The organism is Leptospira sarikeiensis (assembly GCF_004769615.1).
Taxonomy (GTDB): Bacteria; Spirochaetota; Leptospiria; order Leptospirales; family Leptospiraceae; genus Leptospira_B; species Leptospira_B sarikeiensis.
On the sequence record NZ_RQGF01000012.1, the window covers coordinates 375,343 to 399,441 of the forward strand.

Annotated in this window: 29 protein-coding genes; 15 read left to right on the forward strand and 14 right to left on the reverse strand. The window is 39.8% G+C overall.

The genetic code is table 11. The annotated features are described in order from the left end of the window. Positions 1-119: 119 nt before the first annotated feature. From EHQ64_RS06175 to EHQ64_RS06190, 4 genes are all read right to left on the reverse strand, one after another. Positions 120-1,610 carry an HTTM domain-containing protein gene (locus EHQ64_RS06175; protein WP_135648616.1) on the reverse strand — a complete coding sequence of 497 codons (1,491 nt, stop codon included), beginning with the start codon at positions 1,608-1,610 and terminating at the stop codon, positions 120-122. 19 nt (positions 1,611-1,629) lie between these two features. Continuing rightward, positions 1,630-2,586, reverse strand: a complete 957-nt coding sequence (locus EHQ64_RS06180; protein WP_135648617.1) for a DNA-processing protein DprA — start codon at positions 2,584-2,586, stop codon at positions 1,630-1,632. Between the two features lie 12 nt (positions 2,587-2,598). Continuing rightward, positions 2,599-3,462 (reverse strand): tetratricopeptide repeat protein, encoded by an 864-nt coding sequence (locus tag EHQ64_RS06185; protein ID WP_135648618.1) that lies wholly within the window; start codon positions 3,460-3,462, stop codon positions 2,599-2,601. A gap of 146 nt (positions 3,463-3,608) precedes the next feature. Continuing rightward, on the reverse strand, positions 3,609-3,956 hold the full coding sequence (locus tag EHQ64_RS06190; protein ID WP_135648619.1) for a DoxX family protein: 348 nt from the start codon (positions 3,954-3,956) through the stop codon (positions 3,609-3,611). Positions 3,957-4,052: 96 nt separating this feature from the next. Between EHQ64_RS06190 and EHQ64_RS06195 the strand changes: the two genes are divergently transcribed. After that, positions 4,053-4,487, forward strand: coding sequence for a GNAT family protein (locus EHQ64_RS06195; RefSeq protein WP_135648620.1), 435 nt, complete (start codon positions 4,053-4,055; stop codon positions 4,485-4,487). Here the strand turns inward: EHQ64_RS06195 and EHQ64_RS06200 are convergent. From EHQ64_RS06200 to nadA, 3 genes are read right to left on the reverse strand one after another with little or no spacing between them, the layout of a single operon-like run. Further along, entirely contained in the window at positions 4,484-4,975 is a 492-nt protein-coding gene (locus EHQ64_RS06200; RefSeq protein WP_135648621.1) for a hypothetical protein, read from the reverse strand. The genes EHQ64_RS06195 and EHQ64_RS06200 overlap by 4 nt on opposite strands. Further along, on the reverse strand, positions 4,948-5,430 hold the full coding sequence (ispF, locus tag EHQ64_RS06205; protein WP_135648622.1) for a 2-C-methyl-D-erythritol 2,4-cyclodiphosphate synthase: 483 nt from the start codon (positions 5,428-5,430) through the stop codon (positions 4,948-4,950). Before ispF ends, EHQ64_RS06200 begins: the two co-directional genes overlap by 28 nt. 3 nt (positions 5,431-5,433) lie before the next feature. After that, positions 5,434-6,405 (reverse strand): quinolinate synthase NadA, encoded by a 972-nt coding sequence (gene nadA, locus EHQ64_RS06210; protein ID WP_135648623.1) that lies wholly within the window; start codon positions 6,403-6,405, stop codon positions 5,434-5,436. 482 nt (positions 6,406-6,887) lie between these two features. On the opposite strand from nadA, the gene EHQ64_RS06215 reads away from it, so the two are divergent. Next, complete coding sequence (locus tag EHQ64_RS06215) at positions 6,888-7,952, forward strand: lipoprotein LipL41 (protein WP_135648624.1); 1,065 nt, start codon at positions 6,888-6,890, stop codon at positions 7,950-7,952. Next, positions 7,936-8,307 (forward strand): LipL41-expression chaperone Lep, encoded by a 372-nt coding sequence (gene lep, locus EHQ64_RS06220; protein WP_135648625.1) that lies wholly within the window; start codon positions 7,936-7,938, stop codon positions 8,305-8,307. Before EHQ64_RS06215 ends, lep begins: the two co-directional genes overlap by 17 nt. A gap of 90 nt (positions 8,308-8,397) precedes the next feature. Here the strand turns inward: lep and EHQ64_RS06225 are convergent, their stop codons facing one another. Further along, a complete protein-coding gene (locus EHQ64_RS06225; protein WP_135648626.1) occupies positions 8,398-10,017 on the reverse strand; it encodes a hypothetical protein in 1,620 nt (539 codons plus the stop codon). Positions 10,018-10,301: 284 nt separating this feature from the next. On the opposite strand from EHQ64_RS06225, the gene EHQ64_RS06230 reads away from it, so the two are divergent. From EHQ64_RS06230 to EHQ64_RS06260, 7 genes are all read left to right on the forward strand, one after another. Further along, a complete protein-coding gene (locus EHQ64_RS06230) occupies positions 10,302-12,215 on the forward strand; it encodes a B12-binding domain-containing radical SAM protein (protein WP_135648627.1) in 1,914 nt (637 codons plus the stop codon). A gap of 4 nt (positions 12,216-12,219) precedes the next feature. Then, the gene (locus tag EHQ64_RS06235; RefSeq protein WP_135648628.1) at positions 12,220-12,441 is read left to right on the forward strand and encodes a putative signal transducing protein; all 222 of its coding nucleotides are present in this window, start codon (positions 12,220-12,222) and stop codon (positions 12,439-12,441) included. Between the two features lie 19 nt (positions 12,442-12,460). Continuing rightward, positions 12,461-12,985 (forward strand): DUF1697 domain-containing protein, encoded by a 525-nt coding sequence (locus tag EHQ64_RS06240; RefSeq protein ID WP_135648629.1) that lies wholly within the window; start codon positions 12,461-12,463, stop codon positions 12,983-12,985. Then, positions 12,982-13,434, forward strand: a complete 453-nt coding sequence (locus tag EHQ64_RS06245; RefSeq protein ID WP_135648630.1) for an EamA family transporter — start codon at positions 12,982-12,984, stop codon at positions 13,432-13,434. The genes EHQ64_RS06240 and EHQ64_RS06245 overlap by 4 nt, the downstream gene beginning before the upstream one ends. A 77-nt stretch (positions 13,435-13,511) precedes the next feature. Continuing rightward, positions 13,512-14,078, forward strand: coding sequence for a hemerythrin domain-containing protein (locus tag EHQ64_RS06250; protein ID WP_135648631.1), 567 nt, complete (start codon positions 13,512-13,514; stop codon positions 14,076-14,078). A 70-nt stretch (positions 14,079-14,148) separates the two neighbouring features. Continuing rightward, positions 14,149-14,430, forward strand: a complete 282-nt coding sequence (locus EHQ64_RS06255) for a helix-hairpin-helix domain-containing protein (RefSeq protein ID WP_135648632.1) — start codon at positions 14,149-14,151, stop codon at positions 14,428-14,430. After that, complete coding sequence (locus tag EHQ64_RS06260) at positions 14,397-15,188, forward strand: AraC family transcriptional regulator (RefSeq protein WP_135648633.1); 792 nt, start codon at positions 14,397-14,399, stop codon at positions 15,186-15,188. The genes EHQ64_RS06255 and EHQ64_RS06260 overlap by 34 nt, the downstream gene beginning before the upstream one ends. Here EHQ64_RS06260 and EHQ64_RS06265 read toward each other — a convergent pair. The 3 genes from EHQ64_RS06265 to galK all read right to left on the reverse strand — a co-directional run bounded on the left by EHQ64_RS06265 (position 15,178) and on the right by galK (position 17,521). Then, positions 15,178-15,822 carry a uracil-DNA glycosylase family protein gene (locus EHQ64_RS06265; RefSeq protein WP_135648634.1) on the reverse strand — a complete coding sequence of 215 codons (645 nt, stop codon included), beginning with the start codon at positions 15,820-15,822 and terminating at the stop codon, positions 15,178-15,180. The genes EHQ64_RS06260 and EHQ64_RS06265 overlap by 11 nt on opposite strands. Then, positions 15,801-16,220, reverse strand: a complete 420-nt coding sequence (locus EHQ64_RS06270; RefSeq protein WP_135648635.1) for an STAS domain-containing protein — start codon at positions 16,218-16,220, stop codon at positions 15,801-15,803. The genes EHQ64_RS06265 and EHQ64_RS06270 overlap by 22 nt, the downstream gene beginning before the upstream one ends. Positions 16,221-16,357: 137 nt before the next feature. Next, a complete protein-coding gene (gene galK / locus EHQ64_RS06275; protein WP_135648636.1) occupies positions 16,358-17,521 on the reverse strand; it encodes a galactokinase in 1,164 nt (387 codons plus the stop codon). A 136-nt stretch (positions 17,522-17,657) separates the two neighbouring features. Between galK and EHQ64_RS06280 the strand changes: the two genes are divergently transcribed. From EHQ64_RS06280 to EHQ64_RS06295, 4 genes are all read left to right on the forward strand, one after another. Continuing rightward, the gene (locus tag EHQ64_RS06280) at positions 17,658-18,998 is read left to right on the forward strand and encodes a glucose-6-phosphate isomerase (protein WP_135648637.1); all 1,341 of its coding nucleotides are present in this window, start codon (positions 17,658-17,660) and stop codon (positions 18,996-18,998) included. Positions 18,999-19,089: 91 nt separating this feature from the next. After that, positions 19,090-19,431 (forward strand): hypothetical protein, encoded by a 342-nt coding sequence (locus EHQ64_RS06285; protein WP_135648638.1) that lies wholly within the window; start codon positions 19,090-19,092, stop codon positions 19,429-19,431. 264 nt (positions 19,432-19,695) lie between these two features. Continuing rightward, complete coding sequence (locus EHQ64_RS06290; RefSeq protein ID WP_135648639.1) at positions 19,696-20,595, forward strand: hypothetical protein; 900 nt, start codon at positions 19,696-19,698, stop codon at positions 20,593-20,595. A gap of 24 nt (positions 20,596-20,619) precedes the next feature. Next, on the forward strand, positions 20,620-21,231 hold the full coding sequence (locus EHQ64_RS06295; protein ID WP_135648640.1) for a GNAT family N-acetyltransferase: 612 nt from the start codon (positions 20,620-20,622) through the stop codon (positions 21,229-21,231). A 6-nt stretch (positions 21,232-21,237) separates the two neighbouring features. On the opposite strand, the gene EHQ64_RS06300 is transcribed toward EHQ64_RS06295, so the two are convergent. Together EHQ64_RS06300 and EHQ64_RS06305 are read right to left on the reverse strand one after the other, a co-directional pair. Next, positions 21,238-21,819 (reverse strand): ClpP family protease, encoded by a 582-nt coding sequence (locus EHQ64_RS06300; RefSeq protein ID WP_135648641.1) that lies wholly within the window; start codon positions 21,817-21,819, stop codon positions 21,238-21,240. Between the two features lie 14 nt (positions 21,820-21,833). Beyond that, complete coding sequence (locus tag EHQ64_RS06305; RefSeq protein WP_135648642.1) at positions 21,834-22,400, reverse strand: RNA polymerase sigma factor; 567 nt, start codon at positions 22,398-22,400, stop codon at positions 21,834-21,836. Between the two features lie 294 nt (positions 22,401-22,694). On the opposite strand from EHQ64_RS06305, the gene EHQ64_RS06310 reads away from it, so the two are divergent. Beyond that, a complete protein-coding gene (locus EHQ64_RS06310) occupies positions 22,695-23,372 on the forward strand; it encodes a YqjF family protein (protein ID WP_246048604.1) in 678 nt (225 codons plus the stop codon). Here the strand turns inward: EHQ64_RS06310 and EHQ64_RS06315 are convergent. Beyond that, complete coding sequence (locus EHQ64_RS06315) at positions 23,365-24,099, reverse strand: glycosyltransferase family protein (RefSeq protein ID WP_135648643.1); 735 nt, start codon at positions 24,097-24,099, stop codon at positions 23,365-23,367. The two genes, EHQ64_RS06310 and EHQ64_RS06315, sit on opposite strands and share 8 nt — an antisense overlap.

Sequence of the window (24,099 nt, forward strand, 5' to 3'; positions counted from 1 at the left end):
TAAAGACGAATATCCAAAACCCGAAAACGAGGGGTTTTACGCAAAAGTTGTATTGAATTATGTCACATATATGGAAATAAATTGAGTAAATAAAGTTATTGGAATATTCTAAAAATCTATTATCTATGATCCGGAAGGACCCAGTCTTTATTCGAAAAGTCGTCTTTGACTTTCATAAGATCCCTGTTCGGATCTATAAACGGTAAACTTTTCTTACCGTTAAGGGATACTTTTACTTCCGCATAAACCGCGATCTCGTCTCCGGTCCTCTTTCTCTCTTTTTCTCCTAAGAAATGAGCGAATCTTAAGATCAGATCCGGTTGAGTACTCATCATTGTTTTTTGCATTTCACTTAAATACGATTCAGGTAATACATATTGTGTTTCGCCTGTTCTCAAATTCACTACTCTAAAACTTGCGATCCCGTTCTTTTGGATCAGCATGATATGCCATGCGAATCTAAAACCTTGCTCTGTCCAAAGATGGTTTCCCGGATAGAAAAAGTGCCGGATCGGCATGAATACTTGGATGAGTATGTAGGAAGAAATTGTCCAAATTCCTAATTTTGTAGGGATCTTGGATATAAATTTAGAGATCCGATCTTCCCAGGATTTTCCCCATAGATTCGGTTTTTCTAAAATTAATAAGATCAATACAAAAAATTTCGCTACGAGGAATCGGAATCTTACCGGGAATTTATTCCATGCGGTCTTAAAAAGATTTCTAAATTCTCCGTATGGAAATAACCCTCTTATTTTAAAAAACCTTCTGACCTTTAATGGCCAATCCTGTGAAAAGAAGAGTAAGGCAGAAAATGTCATGATCCATGGAAACATTCCGATCGGGAATAATCTCCAAGTAAGAAGATGAAATATCAGAACGGATCCATACGCCCATGGCCTTGTTTTTTTTCTTAATAAATAAAACGGGACTAGTAGATCGAAGAACAAACCGGCGTAACTGAACATATATCCAGCGATCGGATAAGAGAAAAAATTTCCTAATATGGGAAAGTCAGTGCTTCTTACTAACCAAATCCTAAGAGGTTGGGCTTGGAACAACCAATCAGGAACTAACTTGGCTAAGCCACCGAAAAAATACACACATCCGATCTGAAATCTTAGGATCCACAAATTCCATTTCGGGACTTTAGGATAAGTCCATCTTCCGTTGCGATATGCATTTAGAAAATGTTCCAAAGAAAAACATTTGTCTGCAGGGATCCAAAACATAAGGAATAGCAGAAGAAAAACTAAATAATAATGATTTAGATAAATGGTGACATCGATCAGATTGAAATAAGAGAAACCGATGCAATAAATAAAAATAGATGTTCTATAAAGTATCCCGAGAGAGATGAATAAACCTGCGACACATAGTATTATGAAAACAGGATATAGTATCCAGGCCGGAGATGTCTCTACCCAGGAAAATCCGAAATATTTAAAATGAAAACTTGGATCTATGAAGTATTTTTTGACCCATCCGTAATTAAGATATCTTGCGGAGGTGATAAATAAAAGAATACCGAATCCGAATCTAAAAAATCCTAAGGACCAAGCTGGAGATTCTTTAAATAATTCGGACTTATACCGATCCCAAAACGACAAATTAGATTCCCTTTCGATTTTATAAAACGGATCGAAGGAAACCATTTCCTAGGTCGATCCAATTACCATTCAATCTGCTTTTTCCTAATCGAGCAAGCATTCCGGGAAGTTCTTCGAAATTACTCGGGAGAATTTCCTCTAAATGGAAAATTTTTTCCTCAATATTTTGATATTTATCAAAAGAAACAGAGTAAGCTCCCTCTGAGATCAATCTTTTTCCTCCCTGATTATTCATTTGAAGAGGATGATCGAAAACATAGATATCACGATTTTGAGAGATTGCGCTAGACGCAGAAGATAAGGCTCCACTTTTAGAAGGAGCCTCCATGAGTAAGAGAGAAGAACAAATTCCCGTAATGATCCGATTCCTTTTCGGAAAAGCATATTTGCGAACTTCAAAACCGGGAGGATATTCCGTAAGTATAAGTCCCAAAGAGGAAGATTTCATTTTTCGATAAAGATCTTTGTTCTCATAAGGATATTCTTTTTCTGGTCCGGTTCCCATCACTCCGAGCACCGGGATCCCTTCTTCTAATGCTTGGAACATTGCAGAAGCGTCCACACCGAGAGCGAGGCCGGATACGATCCCATCCATATCTAATGAAGAAGAGAATTTTGGGATCAATTTAGAATAATATAATGTGATTGGAGAGGCTTTTCTTGTTCCTACTACCGCCAAATAAGACTTAGATAGTAAGGATGTATCTCCTAAGCAGAAAAGATTGGGAGGTGGATCGTAAATTTCCCTTAGAAGGGGAGGGTATTCTTCATCAAAATAGGAAACAACCTCAGCGCCTAATTTTTCGAGGCCGGAAGAATAGGTTTTAGAATCTAATTCCGCTCTTTCTTTAATATCTTTCGGAAGGATTTTTTCCATTTTTTCGATCACTTCTTCTTTGGAAGAACTGACCGAAAGAAATCCGGATCTCGCGAGTATCTTATATAGACTCGGAGAAGAGAGAGAAAGGAAATCCATGAAAGATCCCTTTTATATTTCCGGAGTTTCTATTTTTTTAAGATTATTGATTACGTTTTTATAGGATTCATTCTCTTCCAAATTTTCTTTGATGAACCCGTCTTTTTTAAGCCCTTCTATAGTACTTTTGAGATGCAAATAGATATCTTTGGCATCTTGCGCTTTTCCGGATCTGTATAAAAAATTCCCTTTTGCAAATAGAACAGGGACATTCCTGGGCTCTTTTTTGAGTACGGACTCCAGAAGAGTGAATGCTTTCTCTTGGTCTTGAAATCCGGCGTTTACTCCTTCCCATGAGGAATCTGCCATGGAGGAATCGAAATAGATCAACGCGAGTTGATAAGGGAATCTGGAATCTCTTGGATCCTGCCTCGTAAGTGATTGAAAGATCTCGATCGCAATTTGTCTTCGTTTCGGCTCCCAGCCCCTGTCTTTAGAAGCGTTTGCATAAGAAAGTGCGGTCTCGAATAATAGCTGTTGATCCACAGGCATTTGTAAAAGGGCCTTATCGAAATAAGGTAATGCGGATTCGAAAAAGTGAACATCTGCTCCGATCACTTCCGATTTTTTTCCAGAGTTTTCTTCCTGTATTGCTTTATTATAATATTTTGATGCTAGATCGTAATCCCCGATCTTCATATAACCTTGAGCGATCTTCCAGCTTAAGGCTCCGGCAGATCTGGTCTTTGCAGCCATTTCTCTGATCTTCTTTTCTAATTCTACGATCTCCGATTCGTCCATATCCAAACGCCTTTTCCAGGCTTCTAGATCTTCTACCGTAGGAGGTTTTGCGTTTTTGCCGGAAAATTTGCTTATGTTCTTACAATCTGAAAATAGAACGAAAAATAGAGTCAGTAGAAGAAGGGCAGTTCTCATGTAATTCCACCTAGGCATGCGGTCGTATCTGAAATACCATGTCCGAGAACTGTAAGAATGGTCGACGGAAAATCCGCAAAAACTGCTTTTTTTTGAAGGAAAGAAATTTTGAAAGAAGGGGAAGGAGAATTCCTTCCCCGTTTAAATTACGCGTTGTCTCTGGAAATTCCAGCGATGATCAATGCTCCACCCAACAAGCCTAGATCTTTTAAGGCCATTGCGATAGATAATTGGTTTCCTTGAGTGACTCCTGGAACATGAATGAGTACGATAAATAAACCGATCAGTACTGCCAATAGGATCATTGCAAGTTTGGTCTTTTTATTGATAAAAATACTGAGTGCGGCCGCTACTAAAGCTGCTCCGGTAACATAGATCCAGATTGCTCCACCTGGGACAGGGACCATTCCTGCCATTGCATTGGCGTTTAAAAAATGGTTAATTCCAAAAACTAAAAGCGGGACAGCATATACATACTTACCGATAGTTTGCATAAAAATTTTCTCCTCAAATTGCCGACAAAAAATTGCTTTCGCAAAGCGACCGCTAATTAGTATGGATGATTGCGTCTCAGGCAAGGAGAAAATCGATTGGATCTTGGAAAAAAAAAGATTCTTCCGGATGGTTGGAGAGAAGCGAAGCCTGAGGATCTGGAAATTTTAGTCCATATGGAAAAGTCTGTATTCGGAAATTCCGCATGGACCAGATATTCTGTCGAAAGTCATTTGGCTCATCATCCAAGTTGGATCAAAGAAAACGTAGGATATCTGTTTTATTTGGATCTAAAAGATTCTTCAGAATTATTACGGATCGGTATCCTCCCGGAAAAAAGAAAAATGGGAGAGGCAGAGAAAATTTTGAAGGTCCTTTGTGATTTATTCCCGAAAACTATTTTAGAAGTTTCTAATTTAAATCCTCCCGCATTATCTTTGTATAATAAGATCGGTTTTTCGGAATCCGGGCGAAGGAAATCTTATTATGGCCCGGGAGAAGATGCGGTCCTAATGAAAAAAAATTCCGATTAGAACGGCCTAGACTTTTTGATCACTCTAATTTGTACCAATTCTTGATCTCTAAACAGGAAATATAGACTCACCCGAAGAGGAAGAGGTTTTTTCCAAAATCTGAATTCTTTCGGATTCATGTACAATCCTAAATTGACTTCTGTGTAATTGTTCTCTGTAGGGATCCAATGGAATGCATTCGATTGAACCGTTCCTTTCTGGGTAAAGACCATTATATCCGCTACGTAATTCGGATTGTCCGGAAATTTTCCGGAATGAAATCCCACCAAATCTAATTTTTTCCGCTTAATGTATTCCATAACCCTTCTTTTGGAACTTCCCAGCGGGACTTGTTCCAGAACTTCTCTTCTTAAAAGAAAAGAAGAAGTTTCTAAATAAGGATTTTTGAATATATAGGACAATACGCCTATGAATAGGAAGAAGATCGCAAAAAATAATGCTACGATCTTATGCCATGGTTTTATTTTTTCTCTAAAAGTACCACGCAACTTGCGCCCAATCCTTCGGTTCTGCCTAAGGCTCCCATTTTTTCGGTAGTAGTGGCTTTAATGGAAACACAATCTTCGGGAAGTTTTAATAGAGAGGAAAGAGAAGATTGGATCTTGATCCTATGAGGTGCGATCTTGGGTCTTTCTCCTATAAGAGTGCAATCGATGTTTACTAAGCCGAAACCTTTTTCGGAAGCGAGCTCCATCGTCTTTTCAAGGATACGTTTAGAGTCCATATTTTTGAGAGAAGGATCTGTATCCGGGAAATAATGTCCTATATCTCCGAGGCCTAAGGCTCCTAAGATCGCATCGGCTAATGCGTGTATTACGATATCCGCGTCGGAATGTCCTACGAGAGCGAATTCCGAATCGATCAAGGCTCCTCCTAAAATTAAGGGGCGAGCCTCATTCGTTTCTAACCTGTGGAAATCTAGTCCTTGTCCGATCCTATACACTGATTATTTGTAGCTCACATCCAACATTCTTTGGACGGCCATTCTTCCTTTTTCTACGACTTCAGGATCTAATTTGATCTCGAAACGTTCGTATAATAGAGCATCTTTAATTTTTTCTAATGTAATCCGTTTCATATGAGGACAGGTCCTGCAAGAAGAAACGAATTGTCTATCAGGGAATTCGGATCTAAGATTATCTCCCATGGAGCATTCCGTAACTAGGAAAACATCTTTTGCACCTGAATCTTTGATAAACTTGGACATTTGAGAAGTGGATCCGGCAAAATCGGAAACTTCCACAACGTCAGTATTACATTCCGGGTGAGAGATCACTGTCACCCCAGGCCATTGTCTACGAACGGAAAGAATATCTTCTGCGGTGTACATCTCATGTACCATACAACGTCCGGGAAAAGAGATGATCTTTTTGCTGGTTTGTTTTTGGACATTTCCAGCAAGATACTCGTCGGGAAGAAAGATCACAGTATCTGAATCTAATGAATTTACGATCTGCACAGCGTTGGCAGAGGTACAACAAATATCAGTCTCGGCCTTCACATCCGCAGTACAATTTACGTAAGTGACTACAGGAACTCCAGGATACTGGGCTTTTAGTTTTTTAACGTCTTCCCTAGTTATACTTTCCGCTAAGGAACACCCAGCTTTTAGGTCTGCGATCAGCACCTTTTTTTCGGGGGACATAAGCTTGGCAGTTTCTGCCATAAAATGTACACCATTAAAAAGAATGATCTCGGCATCCGTTTCGGCAGCCGCCTTACTAAGATACAAAGAATCTCCGATTATGTCGGAAACCCCATGGAATACGTCTGGGGTCATATAATTATGTCCTAAAAGGACTGCGTTCTTTTCCTTTTTTAGGCGATTGATTTCCTGGATGAGGGGAAGTTTCTCCTCTATCTCGTGTTCCATGTAGGTGGATTCCAGGGATTTTCGGATATCCTCTATGGTTTTCATCAGGCCTCCCCGGCCGGTTCTATAGGCGATTTTTTTCTTTTGATAGTTCGACTCTGATCTGTCGGACTTTCGTTTGCCTAAATGTAAAATCCTGGGAAGAAACTAGGTTTTGCAAGTGTTTATAATCGATTTGGATGCAAAACCTGCCGTTTCTAATTCCGAAAAATATAGTCACTCTTTCTTTTTTCGCGCAAAGACTCAGGGTTATTTAGGTTTTGTTCAATAAAGATCCGTATTTTCCGGTTTGTGGTTTTATCTTGGTCTTATTAAGAGGGATTAGGAAACCGCTTCGTTTCTTTTTGTGTAAAATGTTTTAAGAAGATCCTTCTTTTTTGGCGACGGAGCTCTTCTATTTTGAAGAAAAATTGGCCGATCCGAAATTGGCTAGACCGTATCTTAAAATAAATTGACAGAAAAAGAAATACCGGGACCAATACGAAGTTATTCCTAAAAATCATCCATAAAGGATTGGTATTAACCCAATGAAAAAATTTTCTGCTCTGCTCCTCGCAGGAGCTATGGCATTCTCGGTTTCCAACTGCAGCGAAAAAGTGGAAGTCGAATACCCTGTATTTCCTAAGTCGAAAGAGGGACGCCAACTTCAAAAATTCCTAGGCTCTATCCGTAATGTTGGTCTTGCCGTTGAAAAACCTCAAAAAAGCCTTTGGGAAACCGTTTTCGGAGCAGGTTCCAGCTTTATCGATCAAATGCCTTCTAAAGTTTTCGAAGCTTTCGATAAGGAAACTTATTACAAACTGATCGACCTAAGCAAAAGAGCAGACTCTATCAACGAGGCTTCTCTAACTCTTACCGGAATTACTAAAAGCCGCGTAAAACTCGGAAACCAATTAGGTGCTGAGGCAATTTTACATATCGGTTACCAAAAACCTTACACTGAGTGTGGAAGTGAAATGATGGTAGATTACGGTGCTGCTGCACTGAAAGTCGGAGGAGCAATCGCTTCTATCGCAACTGGTAAACAAGTTGATACCGGAAACGGACCTATCAGCAAACAAACCGGTATCCGTTATATGCTCATTCCTTTGGACGCTACTTTGATCAAAGTAGAGACTGGAGAAGTGAAAAAAGCGGTAGTTTCCAACCCTGCAAAAGTAGACGCAGGAGTGGGTAACTTGGATTGCCCTTCCGTTCTTGACTCTTTCGGAAAAGCTTTGGACGAAGCTGCTCTTTACATCAAAGACAGACTTTCTCCAAAAGTTAAAACCGAGTACATTAAAGTATTCAAAGACGACGAAGATCCTGAAGTTGCAGGATACTTAGACGACGGATACCAAGAGATCACTGGAGAAACTCCTAGCTTCAAAAAAGCGAAAGAGAACTGGGACAAAGCTGATAAAAAAGCTGGTGGAAAGTCTTGGGGAGCGAAAGCGAACCTTGGAACTTACTACTTCCAAGCTGGAGATTTCGAGAAAGCTATCAAATACTACGAAGATGCGATGAAACTTAGCGGAGCAGACAAAAACTACGTTAGAGAATTGCGTAAACGTGTAGAAGCGGCAGCAGCCGTTGATGACACTGAAAAGTAAGAATATAGAATATTCTTTCGATTTCGGGAAAAGCGGGCGGTTAACGTCCGCTTTTCTTTTATGTTTGGTATTATTCTTATCAAACTGTAAAAGAACTAAACCGAATCTGGAAGAATGTTCTGATGCACAGATCCATATCTCCAAACTGATCGCAAACGACGAGACCTTGGATAAAGGTGTCCAAGCTCTTATGCTCAGGTCCGTCTTGAAGCCTGAGACAAGTGAGGCGATCATCAGAAGTTGTGTGGAGAATAAAAGTTTACTCCAAGTGCAATGCGAACTCTCGAAAGAGAAGTTTAGCGATCTGCAGGAATGTAAGAAACTTGCTCCTAAAAGAGCTGAAAGCGAAGGCTAGAAGTTTTTCGGACCTACTTGTAGTTACAAATCTTTTAATACCATTATCAATAAAACAAAGCCCCGACATATATCGGGGCTTTATCAAATTTCAAAATATAGGAATCAAATTCACCGAAGGTTTTTGAAAGACTCCACCTGAAGGGGCGCTATAGGCTCCGGATTGTAATTCCGTCCCGGTTTGCAAGTTATACCGTTTCAGATATGCAGTGCTTGTGGAACCTGGATCAATGTATGTAAGAAATACGTCCGAGATAGAACCGGTGCTTGTGATGTCAATTTGCCTGAAGGTATTTGAACTCGGGTTGAGAGGAAATTGGTAAGCCGTATTATTCGGAAAAACTCCTCCTGCCGATACCACATATTGTATTGGAACAACACCAACGCCGCCTCTACTAAATGCAAGGATCGTTTCTCCATTCGATAACGCTGCAAGTTGAGCAGAAGATGTAGATGCATTATTGTAATAGTAATAACTAGGGCTATTCCAGGTAGAGCCGTCGCTACTTGTGCGAATGGTAACACCGTAACCGGGTAGAGGATTTGCATAAGAAAGCCAAATTTTTTCCGAAGCAGATCCTGCGTTTGTCACTACAGCCGATAGAGAGTAATTATAATTTCCCGATCCGCTATATGCGAATACGTAAGTCCAATTGATACAATCGCTACTTCTATAAACAGTCTGACCTCCGTCTGGAGTACTTGCGTAGTTCAGATAAAAATTCCCTTTAAAATAAACGAATCCGAAAGAGGAAAATGTCGAGAAAGTAATATTACTATTAGCTAAATCTGTCATAGGAAGATTTCCTGTAGTAATCTGATTCCGAGGAGCGGAAGCAAAACGAATTATATTCCCTCTCGAATACGCCATATAGCTAAGTCCTCGGTCCGGTGCATTTGCGATTTTTATTCCTTGGACACCTAAGTTTTTAGGATAATAAGCTAGCGGGCTCCAAGGTGGTGGGTTCATAGCCTGTGCTAAAATCTGTCCTCCAGCAGAAACCCCTCCAGAACTACCTCCACTACCAGTTTCAACAGAAAGAGCCAATTCCATTTGATTCACAGGAATTACTTGATTGGGTTGGAAATCGATGTAGTAATTCCCACTTCCTGCAGTACTATGATTTCCATGAGTCGCAGGACACATACTCTGAGAAACTAAAGGCCCATAATGAAGAACCCCGCATTGATCACACCATCTCCACTGATCCTGCTGTGAACCTGGAGAAGAAGTTGTACCTAAAACGTAGGAACCGCTGCCTGTCGAATTATGAGTTCCTCCATTCGGACAAACATTGGGAGCACCAGAAAGATCAAACCAAATCGCCTGACATTTATTACACCAATGCCAATGGTCTTGGTATCCGGACGGAGTTGGTTGCCCATTGCTAAGAAAGGGAACCATATAGTTTCCGCTTCCTATCGCTTCATGGGGAAGGCCATCTCTAGGACATATACTACTATTTTGCTGCCCCGTTCCAAAATAAAAAAGCCCGTTACATTTATGGCACCAAGCCCAATTCGGTTGTGTCGATAAACCCGAAATCACATATTGCGGGCCTGTGGAAATACTCAAATTTTGAGCAGAGGACAAAAGCCCGGAAAGAAAAGAAACTTCCTTATCTCCATGATGTTCGTGAGGTGTACAATTTCCAATGATGGGCAAAAGAATTAGCACCAGCAAAACTACACTGGTAATACGTGAACGCATAAACACTCCTTGAATTAGAGCAAATTCGATTATGAAATAAATTATTTATCTCATAACGATGGCAAATCGAAGAGGTATATAACCATAAATTGAAAACTTTGTATATCGCTCGAATAGGTAGTTTTATTCATTTTTTCTAAAATATAATCCAAATGTTTAGCGCCTTTGTTTCGGCGATCGATGAGAGTGAAAGTAAACAAAAAAGGGCTCTAAAAGCAGGTGAAATGCAGCGATTTCCGGATTGAATAAACCGTAGAAGTCTAAACAATTGTAGTAAGACTTCTATGGCGAAACTGAAACTAGTACAATTGCCGGTTCCTCCACCTACAGCATTTGCTGCTACTGGAAATGTTCCTTTGGCTGCAGGATGTTTGGCCGTTTCTGCTAGAGAAAATGGCCTCGAAAAAAAAGGTCTGGATCTAGAAGTTTTGGATCCGGATATCACGGATAAAGAAGGGGATACCCAGCTCGCAGATCGACTCGCAAAAGACGAGCCTGAGTTCTTAGGATTTTCCTTATATCTATGGAATACTGAAAGAAGCCTTCATCTTGCAAAGGAAGTAAAACGTAGATCTCCTTCTACAAAAATCCTGATCGGTGGGCCGGAAGTAAATCCGGACAATCCTTTTGTATTATCCGAGACAGGTTATGATATTGCTGTGTCCGGCGAGGCAGAACATACATTTTTTGCTTTGATGGAAACTCTTTTGAAAAAAGAAGATCCACGCAAACTTCCCAATATCGCAGTTCGTGGGTCCGACGGAAAGATGGGAATGTTTTCTAGAGAAGAGAACGCTTCCTTTCCTCTTACGAGTTATCCTTCTCCTTATCTGCAAGGATTTGTTCCGGTAGATCCGGCAAGATCCACTTATTTAGAAACTGTCCGAGGTTGTAGATCTCAATGCACTTATTGTTTTTATCCTAAGAGTAGTAACGTATTAAGAACTTTAGATATTCCGGAAACGATCCGTCTTCTATCCAGCTTGAAAGATAGAGGGGCCAAAGAGTTGGTTTTCTTAGATCCTACATTCAATCATAGACCGGGCTTCGAGGATTTTTTGGATGCGATCATTGACGTGAATTCGGACAGATCCATGACCATGTTCGGGGAATTAAGATCGGAAGGGATTACCGAAAAGATCGCAGATAAACTTGCGTTAGCTGGATTCAATCGTATAGAACTCGGAATGCAATCTATCAATAAGGAAACCTTAAAGCGTGTAAAACGTTTCGGAAGTCCTGAAAAAGTCGCAGAAGCAGCTAGAATGCTCGCCGATCGAGGGATAGAACTTTTATTAGATCTGATCATCGGACTTCCTGGAGATACTCCAGATGATGTGATGGAAGGGATTGAATTCTTTTATAGTCATGGTTTGGGAGAATGGGTCCAGGTATTTCCATTATCGATTTTGCCCGGGACTGCGATGCGTAAGGATGCAGAATCGGAAGGTCTGATCTATCTTCCTAAACCTCCTTATAGAGTGATCCGTACTCCGAATTTTAGTGCGGAAGATCTGAGTACTACATTATTTCGTTCCGAAGAAAGGTTAGATAGAAGATTGGATGAGACTCCTAGGAGTTTGCTCTCCGACCCAGATCCGAAAAATCCTGATGTATATTCCTTCTCGCCAGGGTTGAGTGAAAAATTCGGGATAGAGGATCTTTCCATCTCAGGTTCAAGGCATGTCTCGATCTGGTGGAGGGGAGATGATCTAGAAAGATCTAAAAAAGATTTTTTTGAAAAGTTGGATCTAAGGTTTAAGAAAGATCCGTATGCAGTTACCGATCTTATCTTATATCCAAGGAAACCATTCGATCCGGATTTAATTACAGAAATTATGGAAGAATTTTCCAAAGTCCCAGCATCTTATCTTTCTAGGACCTTAGCTCATAGAGGGGAGAATATGTTGCATAGGATCGTGCTCGTACTTCCTAAGGGGATTTCTTTTCCATTAGAATGGGTTTCTGAAATTAGGGAATATATTCCTGTTTTTCAGGAGATGGATTGGGAAGAAGCCTCAAAAAGGGCAGAAGAGCTAGGTGGAGAGTTTCCGGGGGCTCGGATTATTTCTAATTCTGAAAACCAAAATGTATGGAAGATCTTAAAAGAAAACGCGGATCCTGAATCCGTTTCCTTTGCAGATAGGGCTTTGGAAAAGCGTTGGTGCTGGGAAGTTTTAGGCTATTCGGAGAAATAATCCTTTGAAAAAGATATTTCAGACGAATGATTATATGGAAGCTGTTCTTTTGGAATCGAGGCTTTCTGCATTAGAAATTCCTTATGTAAAAGAAGGGGATGAACTAAATCCTCTAAGAGGAATTCTTCCCTTGAACGATACTCTGATCACAATATTCGTTGATGATGAGGACTTTGAGAGAGCGTACGAACTTCTTTCGGAAGAAATGGAAGAAGGCCAATCTTAATCCATACTGTAAAAATCTTATGAAAACGTACATCACACTTCTCAGAGCGGTAAACGTAAGCGGAGTAAACAAGATCAAGATGAAGGATCTTGCCGAAATGTTCTTGGGATTGGGATTCCAAAATGTTCGAACTTACATTCAAAGTGGGAATGTAAGTTTTGAAACGAAATCTTCCAAAACTTCCGAGTTAGATAAAAAGATAGAAGAAGAGATCCAGAAAGTTTTTAAATTGAATATCTCTTCTATTACTTTGGAAAAGAAAAGTTTAGAGGAAGTGATCGGTTCCAATCCTTTTCGAAAAAAAGAAGGGAAGGCATTGTATGTAATGTTCATGAAGGAAGCTCCTAAGATCGACCCAAAAGAAGTTATAGATCCTGTAAAAGATAGAACAGAAGAATATTTTTTGTCCGAAAAACAGATATATCTCCATTTTCCGAACGGATACGGAAAAACAAAACTTTCGAATCCTTTCCTGGAGAAAAAATTAAAAGTAGTCGCTACTACTCGAAATTGGAATACTCTAAACGCTTTGGTCCTCTTATGAAAAATATCTCCTTACTTTATCCAATACTTTTTGCTCTACTCGCAGCAGTCGGGAATGCATTGTTCGCATACGGCCAGAAAAAATCCGCCTCTTCCGAAAATCCTTTTTTATTTTTGATCTTCTTATTGATAGTCTGTTTAGTTTTACTCTTGGTTTCTTCTCTTTTTGTTGGAAAGGAAAATAGCATGGAGTATTTTTCAAAGAATATCGTAGAAATACTTGTAGGAGGCATTGGTCTATATCTTACATTTCTAGGATTTTATTTTTTATTCACAAGATACGGGACTACGTATTATATTCTGTACGCTGTATTTTCGATACTGACCACTTCTATTTTTTTAGGAGCGGTCGTGTTTAAAGAAAGTTTCAATTTTTATCATATTCTTTCAGTTGGCTTTGCTTTGGGTTCTATATTCATGTTCCATTTCGCCCAGTCCTTCGGAAAATAAAGAACCTCTCTGACGATTTTATACAATTTTTTTCTCGATAAAACGCTAAGATTAGATCGTTATCCGGGAGAATTAACATGCAAAACAACCGAAAAAAAGTGTATGACTTCCCACATAAGGCGATCCGATATGCGATCTCTAAACTTGTACAGGAAGCAGGGCAAACGAATTATAGGGATCCAAAAGAGAACCAGGATCTATTTCAATTAGGTACAGAAATCTTTAATATTTTGGAAATTCACGCAAGAGATGAAGAATCAGTAAGCCTGAAATATTTAGAAATAAAAAACCAAGATGCTTCTTCAACAGATAAGGAAGAGCATAAATATCTGGAAGCCAAAATAGACGAATTAAGATCTCTTTTGGAAAGAATTCATTCAGAGGTCAGTCAAGCCGGAGCGATTTCAGATATATTTTATGAAAAACTAATTCGTTTTCAAACGGATTACTTCTCCCATATGACTAGAGAGGAAGAAGAGACCCAATCTTTTTTACATTTATATTTTACGGATACTGAATTGGATTCACATCAACAGGAAATTTTCTCTAAATTCGAAAAAGAAGAATTAAAACTTTGGGCTAAGTATCTTTTACCAAATGTTCCAACTCCCGTAAAGGATCGGTTTGAAGAAATGCTAAAATGAACGTAGGATTTCCCACAGATTGGAATAAGAAACTTGCTTTTTATCAAAATTACAATAGATTCTTATTGAAATGAATTCCGAAAAAGCCTCGATCTTAAAAGAATTTCAAACTCTTCCTGGAGTCGGTAAATCGATTTCGGAAGATCTATGGAATTTGGGAATTCGTAGCCGATTGGAACTTGCAAAATTAGATCCCGAAAAATTGTACGAACAGATCTGCGAGTACCAAGGCACTCATGTGGATCGCTGTATGTTATATGTTTTCCGCTGCGCAGTTTATGTTTCCGGGACATCCGATCCGGAGCCTGAAAAAATGAAATGGTGGTCCTGGAAGGACCCAAAACACTCTTAAATACGATGAGAGTTTTTTGGAATCATAAGGCCTCTTCGGAAACATATACAGTTCTTCCTGGAGAGAATTGTGTAATAGGGATCCAAACCAAAGGCAAGATACTATTAGAGGATGGAAAAGTTTCCAAACCTCTAACTAAGGCAGGAGTCACTGGAATTTTGACTGGATCCAGGACTTTCTCCAACGAAAAAGATACAAGATCGATCCTCATCCAAATATCTCCCTTACTTCTCTCTCTTAGGATCTCTGTTCCTATGAACGAATTGAAAGACCAAAGTTTGAGCTTGGATCATTTTTTCTCCAAACAAGAACTGTCCGAGTTCTTATCAGACTGCGAAGAAGCGGAACTTAAAAATTCGGATCCGAATGAGATCTGGCAGAAATTCTGGAAATCAGGAAGCATAAAAGAAGATAAAGAGCCGTTTTTATCCGAAGCAATCTCTCGGATCAAAAATTCTTTGGGGGAGATCGGGATCAAAGGATTGGCGAAAGATCTAGGAGTTAGTCAAAGTTCTTTGGAAAGAGGATTTAAGTCCAGGATGGGCCTAAATCCGAAAGAATATGCAAGCCTGGTCCGTTTTCGAAATATATTCAAATTTTATAATTCTTCTACAAGTTTAACTCGAATAGGGCTCGAGTCCGGTTATTATGACCAGGCACATTTTATTAGAGAATTTAAAAGAAAGACCGGGATAAGCCCTAAAAAATGGTTTTATAAAAATTCCGAAACTTTGAAGAACGGAGGATTTAATTTTTAGAGAAAAATTCCTCTTTGATCACTGGATGTTTTCTTATTAAGTCCAAGGATTTTGCGATCAATATCTTTCCTTCCCGGGTATGATTCCAAACATTTAGTCCGGAAGGATGAGGAAGAGGGATCCACTCCAGATCTACTCCGTAAAAATTCTTTTTGAATTTCTTGCCGATTACCGCGTCCAGTTTATATTTTTTATCTTCTACCAATTGATCGATCGCTAATTTTCCGATCGGTATGATCAATCTAGGCTGGTTAAATGTCACTTCGAAGTTTAAGTATCTGGAACAGTTTTCCACTTCGGTTGGATTCGGTTTTCTATCTCCACTTTTTGCCTTTCCGGGAAAACATCTACAAACCGCGGCCATATTCACTTTGGATCTATAAATTTCTTCTTGTATCCCGATGGATAAGAACCATTTGAACAAAGTTTTGCCCGCAGTATATGCGAATGGTCTTCCGAATTTTTCTTCGTGAATGCCTGGAGCTTGACCTATACTCATGATCTTTGCGCCCGGAACAAATCCATGCACCGGTCTTCCTATCATTTCAGGGCATAACCTGCAATGGAGTAATGTTTCTAAATGTCTTTTGGATTTTTGGGAGTCGGAACGGGTCAAGGTGCAAGAAGTTTCCATGCTTCTTTTGAAGTGGAGCCTACTCTGATCAGACTTTTCAATTTTGTAAGTTCTAGGATTTTATTCACCTGAGAAGAAGGAGAAAAAACTGCGATCCCTCCCTTTCCGCTCTTTACGAGTCTAGAATGGGTCGCCATAAAAACTCCCAGGCCGGAAGAATCTATATATTTCACATTCTCCATATTCACTAACAGATAAATGAAACCTCGATCTAAAAGATGGAAGAATCTTTCCTTCATAATCTGAGCAGAATATAAATTGATCTCGCCTGAGATTTTTACGACCACTGCTTCTTTTGGGAGACCTTCCGGAATATTTTCCTGATCTAAAAAAACACCTAGTTCGGGTGCGTCATGATCGAAATCTTTACTGTCCAGGTTCCAGGGAGTATCTGCCATATTTCTCGGTCGAATCTGATCGAATGCGAAGACTATCGAATGTCTTCCGGTTTATGCAAGGATTTTATCCGTTTTTTCTCTGATCTAAAAATCGAAGAAAGGTTTAGATCATGTTAGGGGAAGGGATAATATATCTCTTAAGGGTCTTCTCTTACTCCATCTGAAATAGTAAATCTATAAATCTTAGGTTTTAATCCGAATTTCTCGAAATAGATCTTTTCGAACTCGGAAAATAAGGATCCTGATCTTCCCAATTTATCCAAGATTAAAACACAACCTCCGAAACCTCCGCCTATCATTCTAGCTCCTAGAACATTTCGGGACTTGGACCATTCTACTATAAAATCACTTTCCTCGCAGGAAACTTCGAAATCTTCCGAAAGGGATTTATGACAAAGAAATAACTCTCTACCTACAGCTTCAGGATCTTTTTTTTCTAAATAGCGAATAACGTTATTCACTCTGGATCTTTCTCTTACGATATGAGTGGCTCTCTTAAGTTCCACCGGATCTAAGCCTGCCTTTTCTAAGATTGCAAAATCCGCTTCGCTCAAACTTTTTAGATCTGGGGAGAGTTTTTTACATTTTGAAGTCGCTGATTCAACTTCTCTCCTTCTATCATTGTACTCGCTTTCTTTCAGGCTATGTTTGACTTGGGAATCGATCAGATAGAATTCATAACCAGGAAGATCCAGGGAATGATAAGAATATTCCAAAGTATCCGTATTTAAGGAAATACAAGAAGAAGTTTTGGCGACCGAGATGATAAACTGATCCATGATCCCACAATTAACGCCTACGAACTTATTCTCAGCGGCTTGAGAGAGTAATGCGATCTTCTCCAAACTTAAGTCCCAGGAAAAAAGTTTTGAAAGAGCGAAAGTTGTTCCGACTTCCACAGCGGCTGAAGAAGAAAGCCCGGCTCCCTGGGGAATATTTCCGGTAAAGGCAAGATCAAAACCTTCTATCTTTAGCCCTAACTTTTTAGCTTCGGATACAACTCCCAGAATATAATTTGCCCAAGGTTTCTCCTCTGAATACAGAGGTTCTTCCGTAATTAATTCTGATCCAAAATCCAAGGAATGGATCCGAATTAGTTTGGACCCGTTCTTTCGTATTACAAAATGGACTCTAAAATCGATGGCAGCAGGGAAGACAGTTCCTCCGGCGTAGTCTACATGTTCACCGATAATATTTACCCTGCCGGGAGAGGAGAAGTAGCGGAGCTTTGCTTGCCCAGGGAGATCAGGAAATGTTTTGGATAAGGACTTGGAAAGATTTTCTCTTATGGCAAGAGTCATTCTGGAAAATAAAATCGAAGGTTCCAAACTTACAAGGGTTTTTGGAAAATTGACAGTTTCAAAAAGTTTCGTTTTTCCTTGCTATTCTTACTCCAATAACTAATTTGTCTCGGATGTTCGAATTTGAGGAATGCCGATGGCCTTTTCTTTAGAAATAAACGATCGTTTTGCCTCGGAGTTTGTGGACCCAAAATCTTTTGAGGCTTTGCTAAAAGATTCAGGCTCCGCATTACAAAATCTTCTCTCCGGAAAATCTCTAGGCTCTGAATTTTTAGGATGGGTAAAACTTCCTAAAGAGAAAAATCTCCAAGAGTTAGAAAGGATCAATATTGCAGCCGATAGATTTAGGAAACAATCTGAAACTGTAGTAGTGATCGGCATCGGCGGTTCTTATTTGGGAGCAAAGGCTATTATCGAAGCTTCCAAATCCTATTTCTCTTCTCCTTCGATTGGCTCTCCTGAAATCGTATACGCAGGACATCATTTAGATACTCGTTATCATTCTGAACTTTTAAAGTATTTGGAGAATAAGGAATTTTCCATCAATGTAGTTTCCAAGTCCGGAACTACTACGGAACCCGCTCTTGCGTTCCGATTACTCTGGGATTTAGCCAAAAAAAAATACGGAGCGAAAGCAAAGGATAGAATAGTCGCAACAACCGACAGTTCTAAAGGCGCTCTTCGAAAAATGTCCGACGAATTGGGATTCGAGACTTTCTCAATTCCGGATAACGTGGGGGGAAGATACTCCGTATTAACTCCAGTAGGTCTTTTCCCAATTGCGGCTTCCGGAGTGGACATATTATCTCTTTGGAAAGGTTTTGAAGAAGCGGCGGATTTTCTACTTTCGGAAACTTCTCCTCACAAAAATTTAGCCTGCATTTATTCCGCATATAGAAACGTATTTTATAGATCCGGCAAAAAGATAGAAGTTATGGCGAGTTATAATCCATCTCTTCATACTCTTGCAGAGTGGTGGAAACAATTATTCGGAGAAAGCGAAGGAAAACAGGGCCTAGGGATCTTTCCTGCTTCAGTGGATTTAACTACGGATCTACATTCTTTAGGCCAGTATTTGCAGGAAGGGGAAAGAAGTATCTTCGAAACAGTTTTATATCCAAAGAATTCAGAGGCAAATGTTTTGGTCCCTAAGGATGCGGACGATTTGGACGGACTCAATTTTCTTGCAGGAAAGAATATGGAAGAGGTAAATCATCAGGCTCTTCTTGGCACTTTAGTAGCACATTCAGAGGGGAAGGTCCCTTGTTTGGAGATCTTATTTCCGGATACGGGTGCCACGAGTTTAGGCCAATTGATGTATTTTTTCGAACTGGCCTGTGGGATCTCCGGAAATGTATTAGGCGTGAACCCTTTCGATCAGCCAGGGGTAGAAGCTTATAAAAAAAATATGTTCGCATTACTCGGAAAGCCAGGTTTTGAGAATTTGCGTGAATCTCTTCGAAAAAAAGGAGTCTAAGAAATTGATCTCATTTTAGAACAAATAGGTTTTTTACCGATAAGTTCTAAAAGCTTGACAGAGATTCTAACAGGTTTCGGATTAGATCAGTATGGTCCAAAGAGGAAAAAAACTAAGGTTCGTTTCGGCTTCCTTAGCCTTATTTACTCTTCTATTTTTTCTACATTCCGGACTATCCAACAGCCCTTATCCTGGGAAGAAATCCGACTCAACACAAACAATTATCGGATTAGAGACCGATATCGAAGAACTAAGCGATCTCGCAGAAACCATCGACCCTGCCGAATTGGTTTTAGGAGAGCTTTTTGCTTCGGAAATTAATACTCCAGGTCTCGACAATACAAACCCTTCCCACCAGGATAGGTTTCAATTCCAACACAATAAATTATTATCCCAGCATCTGCTGAATATACCTCCCCCTTCTATTTCCTAATCTCTAGTTCGAAAGTTTGGTAACCTAGCCGTTCCCTGCTTTCAGAGCCTAGCCGTGCTTCGCCTACGGCCTAAATAGAAATTTCGGAGAACTGTTTCGTAATATTTTCCCATCCAATATAGCACCAATTTAGCCGGTCCCAGGTTTCGGGTATCTCCTATAGCCTGGGATCGGTTTCTTTTTCAATTTATTGCCTATAAAAAGAAGGCGACAGAGCCTCAAATCTCCCGATACTTTTTGGAGAGCCCTAGTCTCCATAAGCGAATGGAAATAGAATTAGCCAAAAAAGAACGTTTGGTCCGAGGAATGGAACTCGGAAAGAGGATCGTTCTTCACGGCGTAGCATTCTCCCAATATTATAAATCCAATCTTGAAAATTACCTCCGCTTCTGTTTAGAATATTATAAAAAGACGGATATACTACCTTCTGCATTATCATTGGCCTATTCTCTTTTAGAAATGGCTTACAAGGAGAATTGTAGGAATTCCTACTATTTAGAAAAAGGTTGGGATCCATTAAGTTTAGAATCCCTAACCGAAAGAGAGTCTGAATTCGAGAATAACTGGGACTTCTCCGAACCCTTAAGATCCAGAGCAAAACTAAAGGAAGAAGGTTCCATACTTAGGACCACGATCCAGCATTCGAATACCGGGATCACATTAGAAATTGCGAATTTAGCTCCGATCACTTTGGAAGCAGAAGAGGCTCTTACCGAGTATCTTTCCAGAGCGAAATCCTATGAAAACTTATTCGAGTATTATGAAGATTATCCTTTTGATGAGGAAGGTCGCGGAATAGGGATCGCGCTGGCAATTTTACAATTTAAGGAAATCGGAATAGATCCGAATCTTCTTCGGTTCGATACAGCCGATGGAGAACATATTTTTAGATTAGAGATCGGTTTCGAGAACGATTATGTGTCTCTTCGAAATAAACTAGAGAATGACGAGGATATTCGACCTTTCCGATCTCATTCTGAACAGGAGAAGGAAGGAGAGACCATTTTCCCTTGGAAACTTTCAGTTTGTAAGATCTGCGGAAGGACTGTTGACGACCGGATCTTCTTTCATTCCGTTCCTCCTGATGTAGTTGCAAAGGCTGTAGATCTTCCTTATACGGAAGAGATTTGTGCCTGGTGTTTATCAGGTTATTTGAAGATTTAGATCTTTTATGATCACTTTGAAAATATGATCTCTTCTACTTATTATCCTCCCAAACCTATACGACTCTCAGGAGATAAGATAGAATTAATTCCTCTTTCCTTGGAACATTCTGATGCTTTAGCGGAAGCTCTTCATGATGGAGAACTCTGGAAATTATGGTACACGAATATTCCTGAACCGGAACAAATGTCTGCTTGGATCCAAAAAGCCTTGGATGAACAATCGGCCGGGCTTTCACTTCCATTTGTAGTTTTGAGAAAGGAAGATTCGAAAATTTTAGGTACTACAAGATATTTGAATATAGAAAAAGATGCACGTAGGTTAGAGATAGGGGCTACTTGGTATCCTAAGTCCGTGCAAAAAACATTCGTGAATACTGAATGTAAACTTTTGTTATTAGATCATGCTTTCGAGACTTTAGGTTGTATTGCAGTGGAATTTAGGACACATATTCTAAACTTCGCATCCAGAAAGGCGATCGAACGTTTGGGTGCTAAGTTAGATGGGATTCTAAGAAATCACAGGATCAGTAAGAACGGTACCTTAAGAGATACCGCCGTTTACAGTATTACAAAAGAAGAATGGCCTACGATAAGAGGAAATCTTTTGTTCAAATTGGGAAAACCTCAGGTTTAGAAGTTTTTACTTCCAATTCTCCAAAACTCCGTCTATCACTCCATAAATCCTTGCTTCTTCAGGTGTGAGCCAAAGATCTCTGTCAGTGTCTCTTTCCACAACTTCTAAGGCTTGTCCTGTTCTTTCTGCTACCAGTTTGTTGATCTCTTTTTTATCTCTTTCTATCATAGAAGCAAAGATGCCGATATCAGTAGCTTTTGCTTGATAGGTTCCAGGAACATGAGGCTGATGCAACATGATCCTGCTATGAGGTAGAGCGAATCTTTTTCCCTTTGTGCCTGAAAGAAGAAGTAATGCACCGAAACTTGCTGCGAGTCCCATACAAACCGTACGTACATCATTCGGGATCAGATCCATCGTATCTAAAATAGACATACCGGAAGTGTTTGCTCCCCCGGGACTATTGATCACAAGAGTAATATCCTTTTCAGGATCTTGATTCGAAAGATATAATAAACGTTCTACTACGTGTTTTGCGGAGTTATCGTCCACTTGTCCCCAAAGGAAAATTTTTCTTTCTTTGAGTTGGTTTTCCTCTAAACGAAGGCCTGGGAATTGTATAGGTTGTTCTGCAACGGTTTCGGACATGTATTTCTCCTAGATTAAGATGCGATCGCCATAGGTCCGTGTAGGACTTCCAACCAATCTTTTCTATCTGATTTGTTCAGAAGTTGCCTGCGTAACAATTCTCTACTTCTTCTGAGCTTGTTTTTGAGGTTTCCGATCGGTATTCCTGTTTGTTCGGTGATCTGTTCGTAGCTCATTTCTCCGAAATATCTAAGATTCAGAAGTTGTCTTTCTTCGCTAGGGAGTTCATCTAACGCGTCTAAAACTTCTTTTCTCCAACTGTCTCCGGATCTAGGAGCAGCTTTCGTGATCTCCGGATTTAATTCAGTTCCGAGTAAATCTTTTTTTCTTAAAATACGATCTGAATGTTTTAGTACCAATCTTCGGAGTAAAAATGGGAACGCCTCCGGCTGCCTGAGAGAAGGTAAAACCTTCCAGGCTTCTAAAAATACTTCTTGGCTTAAGTCTTCCGCTTTGGATTCATCTCTGATCCTTTTTGCGGCTTGGCTAGCTACGTATTTTTCGAAACGGGTCATTAACTCCGTCCACGCCGGTTCTTCTCCCTTGGAAGCTTCTGTGACTAGTACTTTAAAATCGCGCATATCTGTTAGAGGGTCCCAGTTTCCATTTTGGGGTGTACGGATCTAAACTATTTTTACATTTTTGGGACTACTGACCTCGGTCTAGATACGGAAAATACCTCTGTTGGAACTCCTACATACGGTATAGGTCCACGCTAAGCCGCTAAGGAAAGAAGACATCGTCAACTCGAGGTTCCTTTGGTCTCTTATATAAATAATGAATGAAATAAATTGCCTATTTGGAATAAATAGGCCCCGAAAATGCTCATAAACTCGGAACATAGACCTTGGCCAGTTCCTAAGGGATATTGGAGAATGGAACAGATCTGGCACGATCTTCTTTTTATCCATTGGCCCGTTCCGGTTTCGATGATCCGTCCGTTTGTTCCGCAAAGTTTGGATATCGATACGTTTGAGAACCAAACCTGGATAGGTGTCGTTCCATTTCATATGAGTGGAATAAGGCTCAGAGGACTTCCTACAATGCCGTTCGCATCCAAATTTCCTGAGATCAACTTGAGAGTATACGTTACTCGAGATGGAAAACCTGGGGTGTATTTTATCAGTTTGGATGCGGAGAGTTTTCCTGCAGTAAAGATCGCAAGAGCCTTTTACCATCTTCCTTATTATCTGGCCGATTTCAAAGTTTCCGAAAGTAAAGATCAGATCAGTTATTCTTCCAAAAGAAGAAGATTCGATACAAGATTTCATTTTCAGGCTAAATATGGACCTAACTCGGATCCATATTTTTCAAAGAAGGGGAGTCTGGATCATTGGTTGACCGAAAGATATTGTTTGTATGCAAATTGGGGAAAGTCCGTATATCGTTGTGAGATCTTACATGAGCCTTGGCCTTTGCAAAAAGCGGAAGCGGAGATTTTTATCAATACGATGGCAGATATCGAAGGATTAAAACTTCCGGATATAAAACCCATTCTTCACTTTTCCAAAAGATTAGAAGTTCAAATCTGGGGATTAGAAAGACTTAAATAGATTTATCTGAAAGTTTCTTTTTGAAATCTATCCAGCTTGGGGAAAGTCGATCCGAAAAATCGGTATCCTTATATTGTTCGTAAAATTGTTTTTCTCCCAAGTCCAAAAAAGTTCCTGGGAAAATTTTTCCCCCTAATCTTCCTTCTTTTGAAAGTTTACGGAAAGTATCCGCGAGATCGTACGGGCGATTCGGTTCTAATTCCGAGAGGCATTTCGCGTTCATCCAAGAAAGCCCCAAATAAAAATAACCTCCTGGTCCGAAATTTACTTTTCCTTCTTTGAGATCTAGTCCGGTGTAGGTGGCTCCATCTGGAATTTTAGATAAATATAAAATGCAATCGAATTCTTCTTTCTCTTTTTGGACGGGCCAAGGGGAAAAACCATCTTCGGGAAAGAGTATAAAATCAGGATTTAAAACTAGGAATTCATCCTTCAAACTCCAAAATCTTTCTATAGCAGTACGGATCCCTCCTCCTGTTCCTAAAATTTCAGGTTCTTCCCAAGAGAATAAAAGTTTAATATCAGTGAAGGAGCTCAGTTCCTCTTTGATCTTCTCCCCTAGATAATGTAAATTTGCAATACCTTCCGATACTCCCCAGGTTTTTGCATGAAAAAGAGAATAGTAGATCAAAGAAATATTATTTATTTTTAAAATAGGTTTTGGAGAAGATTTGGTCCATTCTCCCATTCTGGTGCCAAAGCCCGCACAAGGAAAGAACGCCTTCAT

Coding starts and splice junctions, on each gene's coding strand:
- EHQ64_RS06185 (WP_135648618.1), bottom strand. CDS start 3,462: ATGAGAACTGCCCTTCTTCTACTGACTCTATTTTTCGTTCTATTTTCA.
- EHQ64_RS06260 (WP_135648633.1), top strand. CDS start 14,397: ATGGTGGTCCTGGAAGGACCCAAAACACTCTTAAATACGATGAGAGTT.
- EHQ64_RS06190 (WP_135648619.1), bottom strand. CDS start 3,956: ATGCAAACTATCGGTAAGTATGTATATGCTGTCCCGCTTTTAGTTTTT.
- EHQ64_RS06240 (WP_135648629.1), top strand. CDS start 12,461: ATGAAAACGTACATCACACTTCTCAGAGCGGTAAACGTAAGCGGAGTA.
- EHQ64_RS06215 (WP_135648624.1), top strand. CDS start 6,888: ATGAAAAAATTTTCTGCTCTGCTCCTCGCAGGAGCTATGGCATTCTCG.
- EHQ64_RS06285 (WP_135648638.1), top strand. CDS start 19,090: ATGGTCCAAAGAGGAAAAAAACTAAGGTTCGTTTCGGCTTCCTTAGCC.
- EHQ64_RS06265 (WP_135648634.1), bottom strand. CDS start 15,822: ATGGAAACTTCTTGCACCTTGACCCGTTCCGACTCCCAAAAATCCAAA.
- EHQ64_RS06230 (WP_135648627.1), top strand. CDS start 10,302: ATGGCGAAACTGAAACTAGTACAATTGCCGGTTCCTCCACCTACAGCA.
- EHQ64_RS06305 (WP_135648642.1), bottom strand. CDS start 22,400: ATGCGCGATTTTAAAGTACTAGTCACAGAAGCTTCCAAGGGAGAAGAA.
- EHQ64_RS06255 (WP_135648632.1), top strand. CDS start 14,149: ATGAATTCCGAAAAAGCCTCGATCTTAAAAGAATTTCAAACTCTTCCT.
- EHQ64_RS06250 (WP_135648631.1), top strand. CDS start 13,512: ATGCAAAACAACCGAAAAAAAGTGTATGACTTCCCACATAAGGCGATC.
- EHQ64_RS06280 (WP_135648637.1), top strand. CDS start 17,658: ATGGCCTTTTCTTTAGAAATAAACGATCGTTTTGCCTCGGAGTTTGTG.
- EHQ64_RS06225 (WP_135648626.1), bottom strand. CDS start 10,017: ATGCGTTCACGTATTACCAGTGTAGTTTTGCTGGTGCTAATTCTTTTG.
- EHQ64_RS06315 (WP_135648643.1), bottom strand. CDS start 24,099: ATGAAGGCGTTCTTTCCTTGTGCGGGCTTTGGCACCAGAATGGGAGAA.
- galK (WP_135648636.1), bottom strand. CDS start 17,521: ATGACTCTTGCCATAAGAGAAAATCTTTCCAAGTCCTTATCCAAAACA.
- EHQ64_RS06300 (WP_135648641.1), bottom strand. CDS start 21,819: ATGTCCGAAACCGTTGCAGAACAACCTATACAATTCCCAGGCCTTCGT.
- EHQ64_RS06245 (WP_135648630.1), top strand. CDS start 12,982: ATGAAAAATATCTCCTTACTTTATCCAATACTTTTTGCTCTACTCGCA.
- EHQ64_RS06290 (WP_135648639.1), top strand. CDS start 19,696: ATGGAAATAGAATTAGCCAAAAAAGAACGTTTGGTCCGAGGAATGGAA.
- EHQ64_RS06180 (WP_135648617.1), bottom strand. CDS start 2,586: ATGGATTTCCTTTCTCTCTCTTCTCCGAGTCTATATAAGATACTCGCG.
- EHQ64_RS06310 (WP_246048604.1), top strand. CDS start 22,695: ATGGAACAGATCTGGCACGATCTTCTTTTTATCCATTGGCCCGTTCCG.
- nadA (WP_135648623.1), bottom strand. CDS start 6,405: ATGAAAACCATAGAGGATATCCGAAAATCCCTGGAATCCACCTACATG.
- EHQ64_RS06270 (WP_135648635.1), bottom strand. CDS start 16,220: ATGGCAGATACTCCCTGGAACCTGGACAGTAAAGATTTCGATCATGAC.
- lep (WP_135648625.1), top strand. CDS start 7,936: ATGACACTGAAAAGTAAGAATATAGAATATTCTTTCGATTTCGGGAAA.
- EHQ64_RS06295 (WP_135648640.1), top strand. CDS start 20,620: ATGATCTCTTCTACTTATTATCCTCCCAAACCTATACGACTCTCAGGA.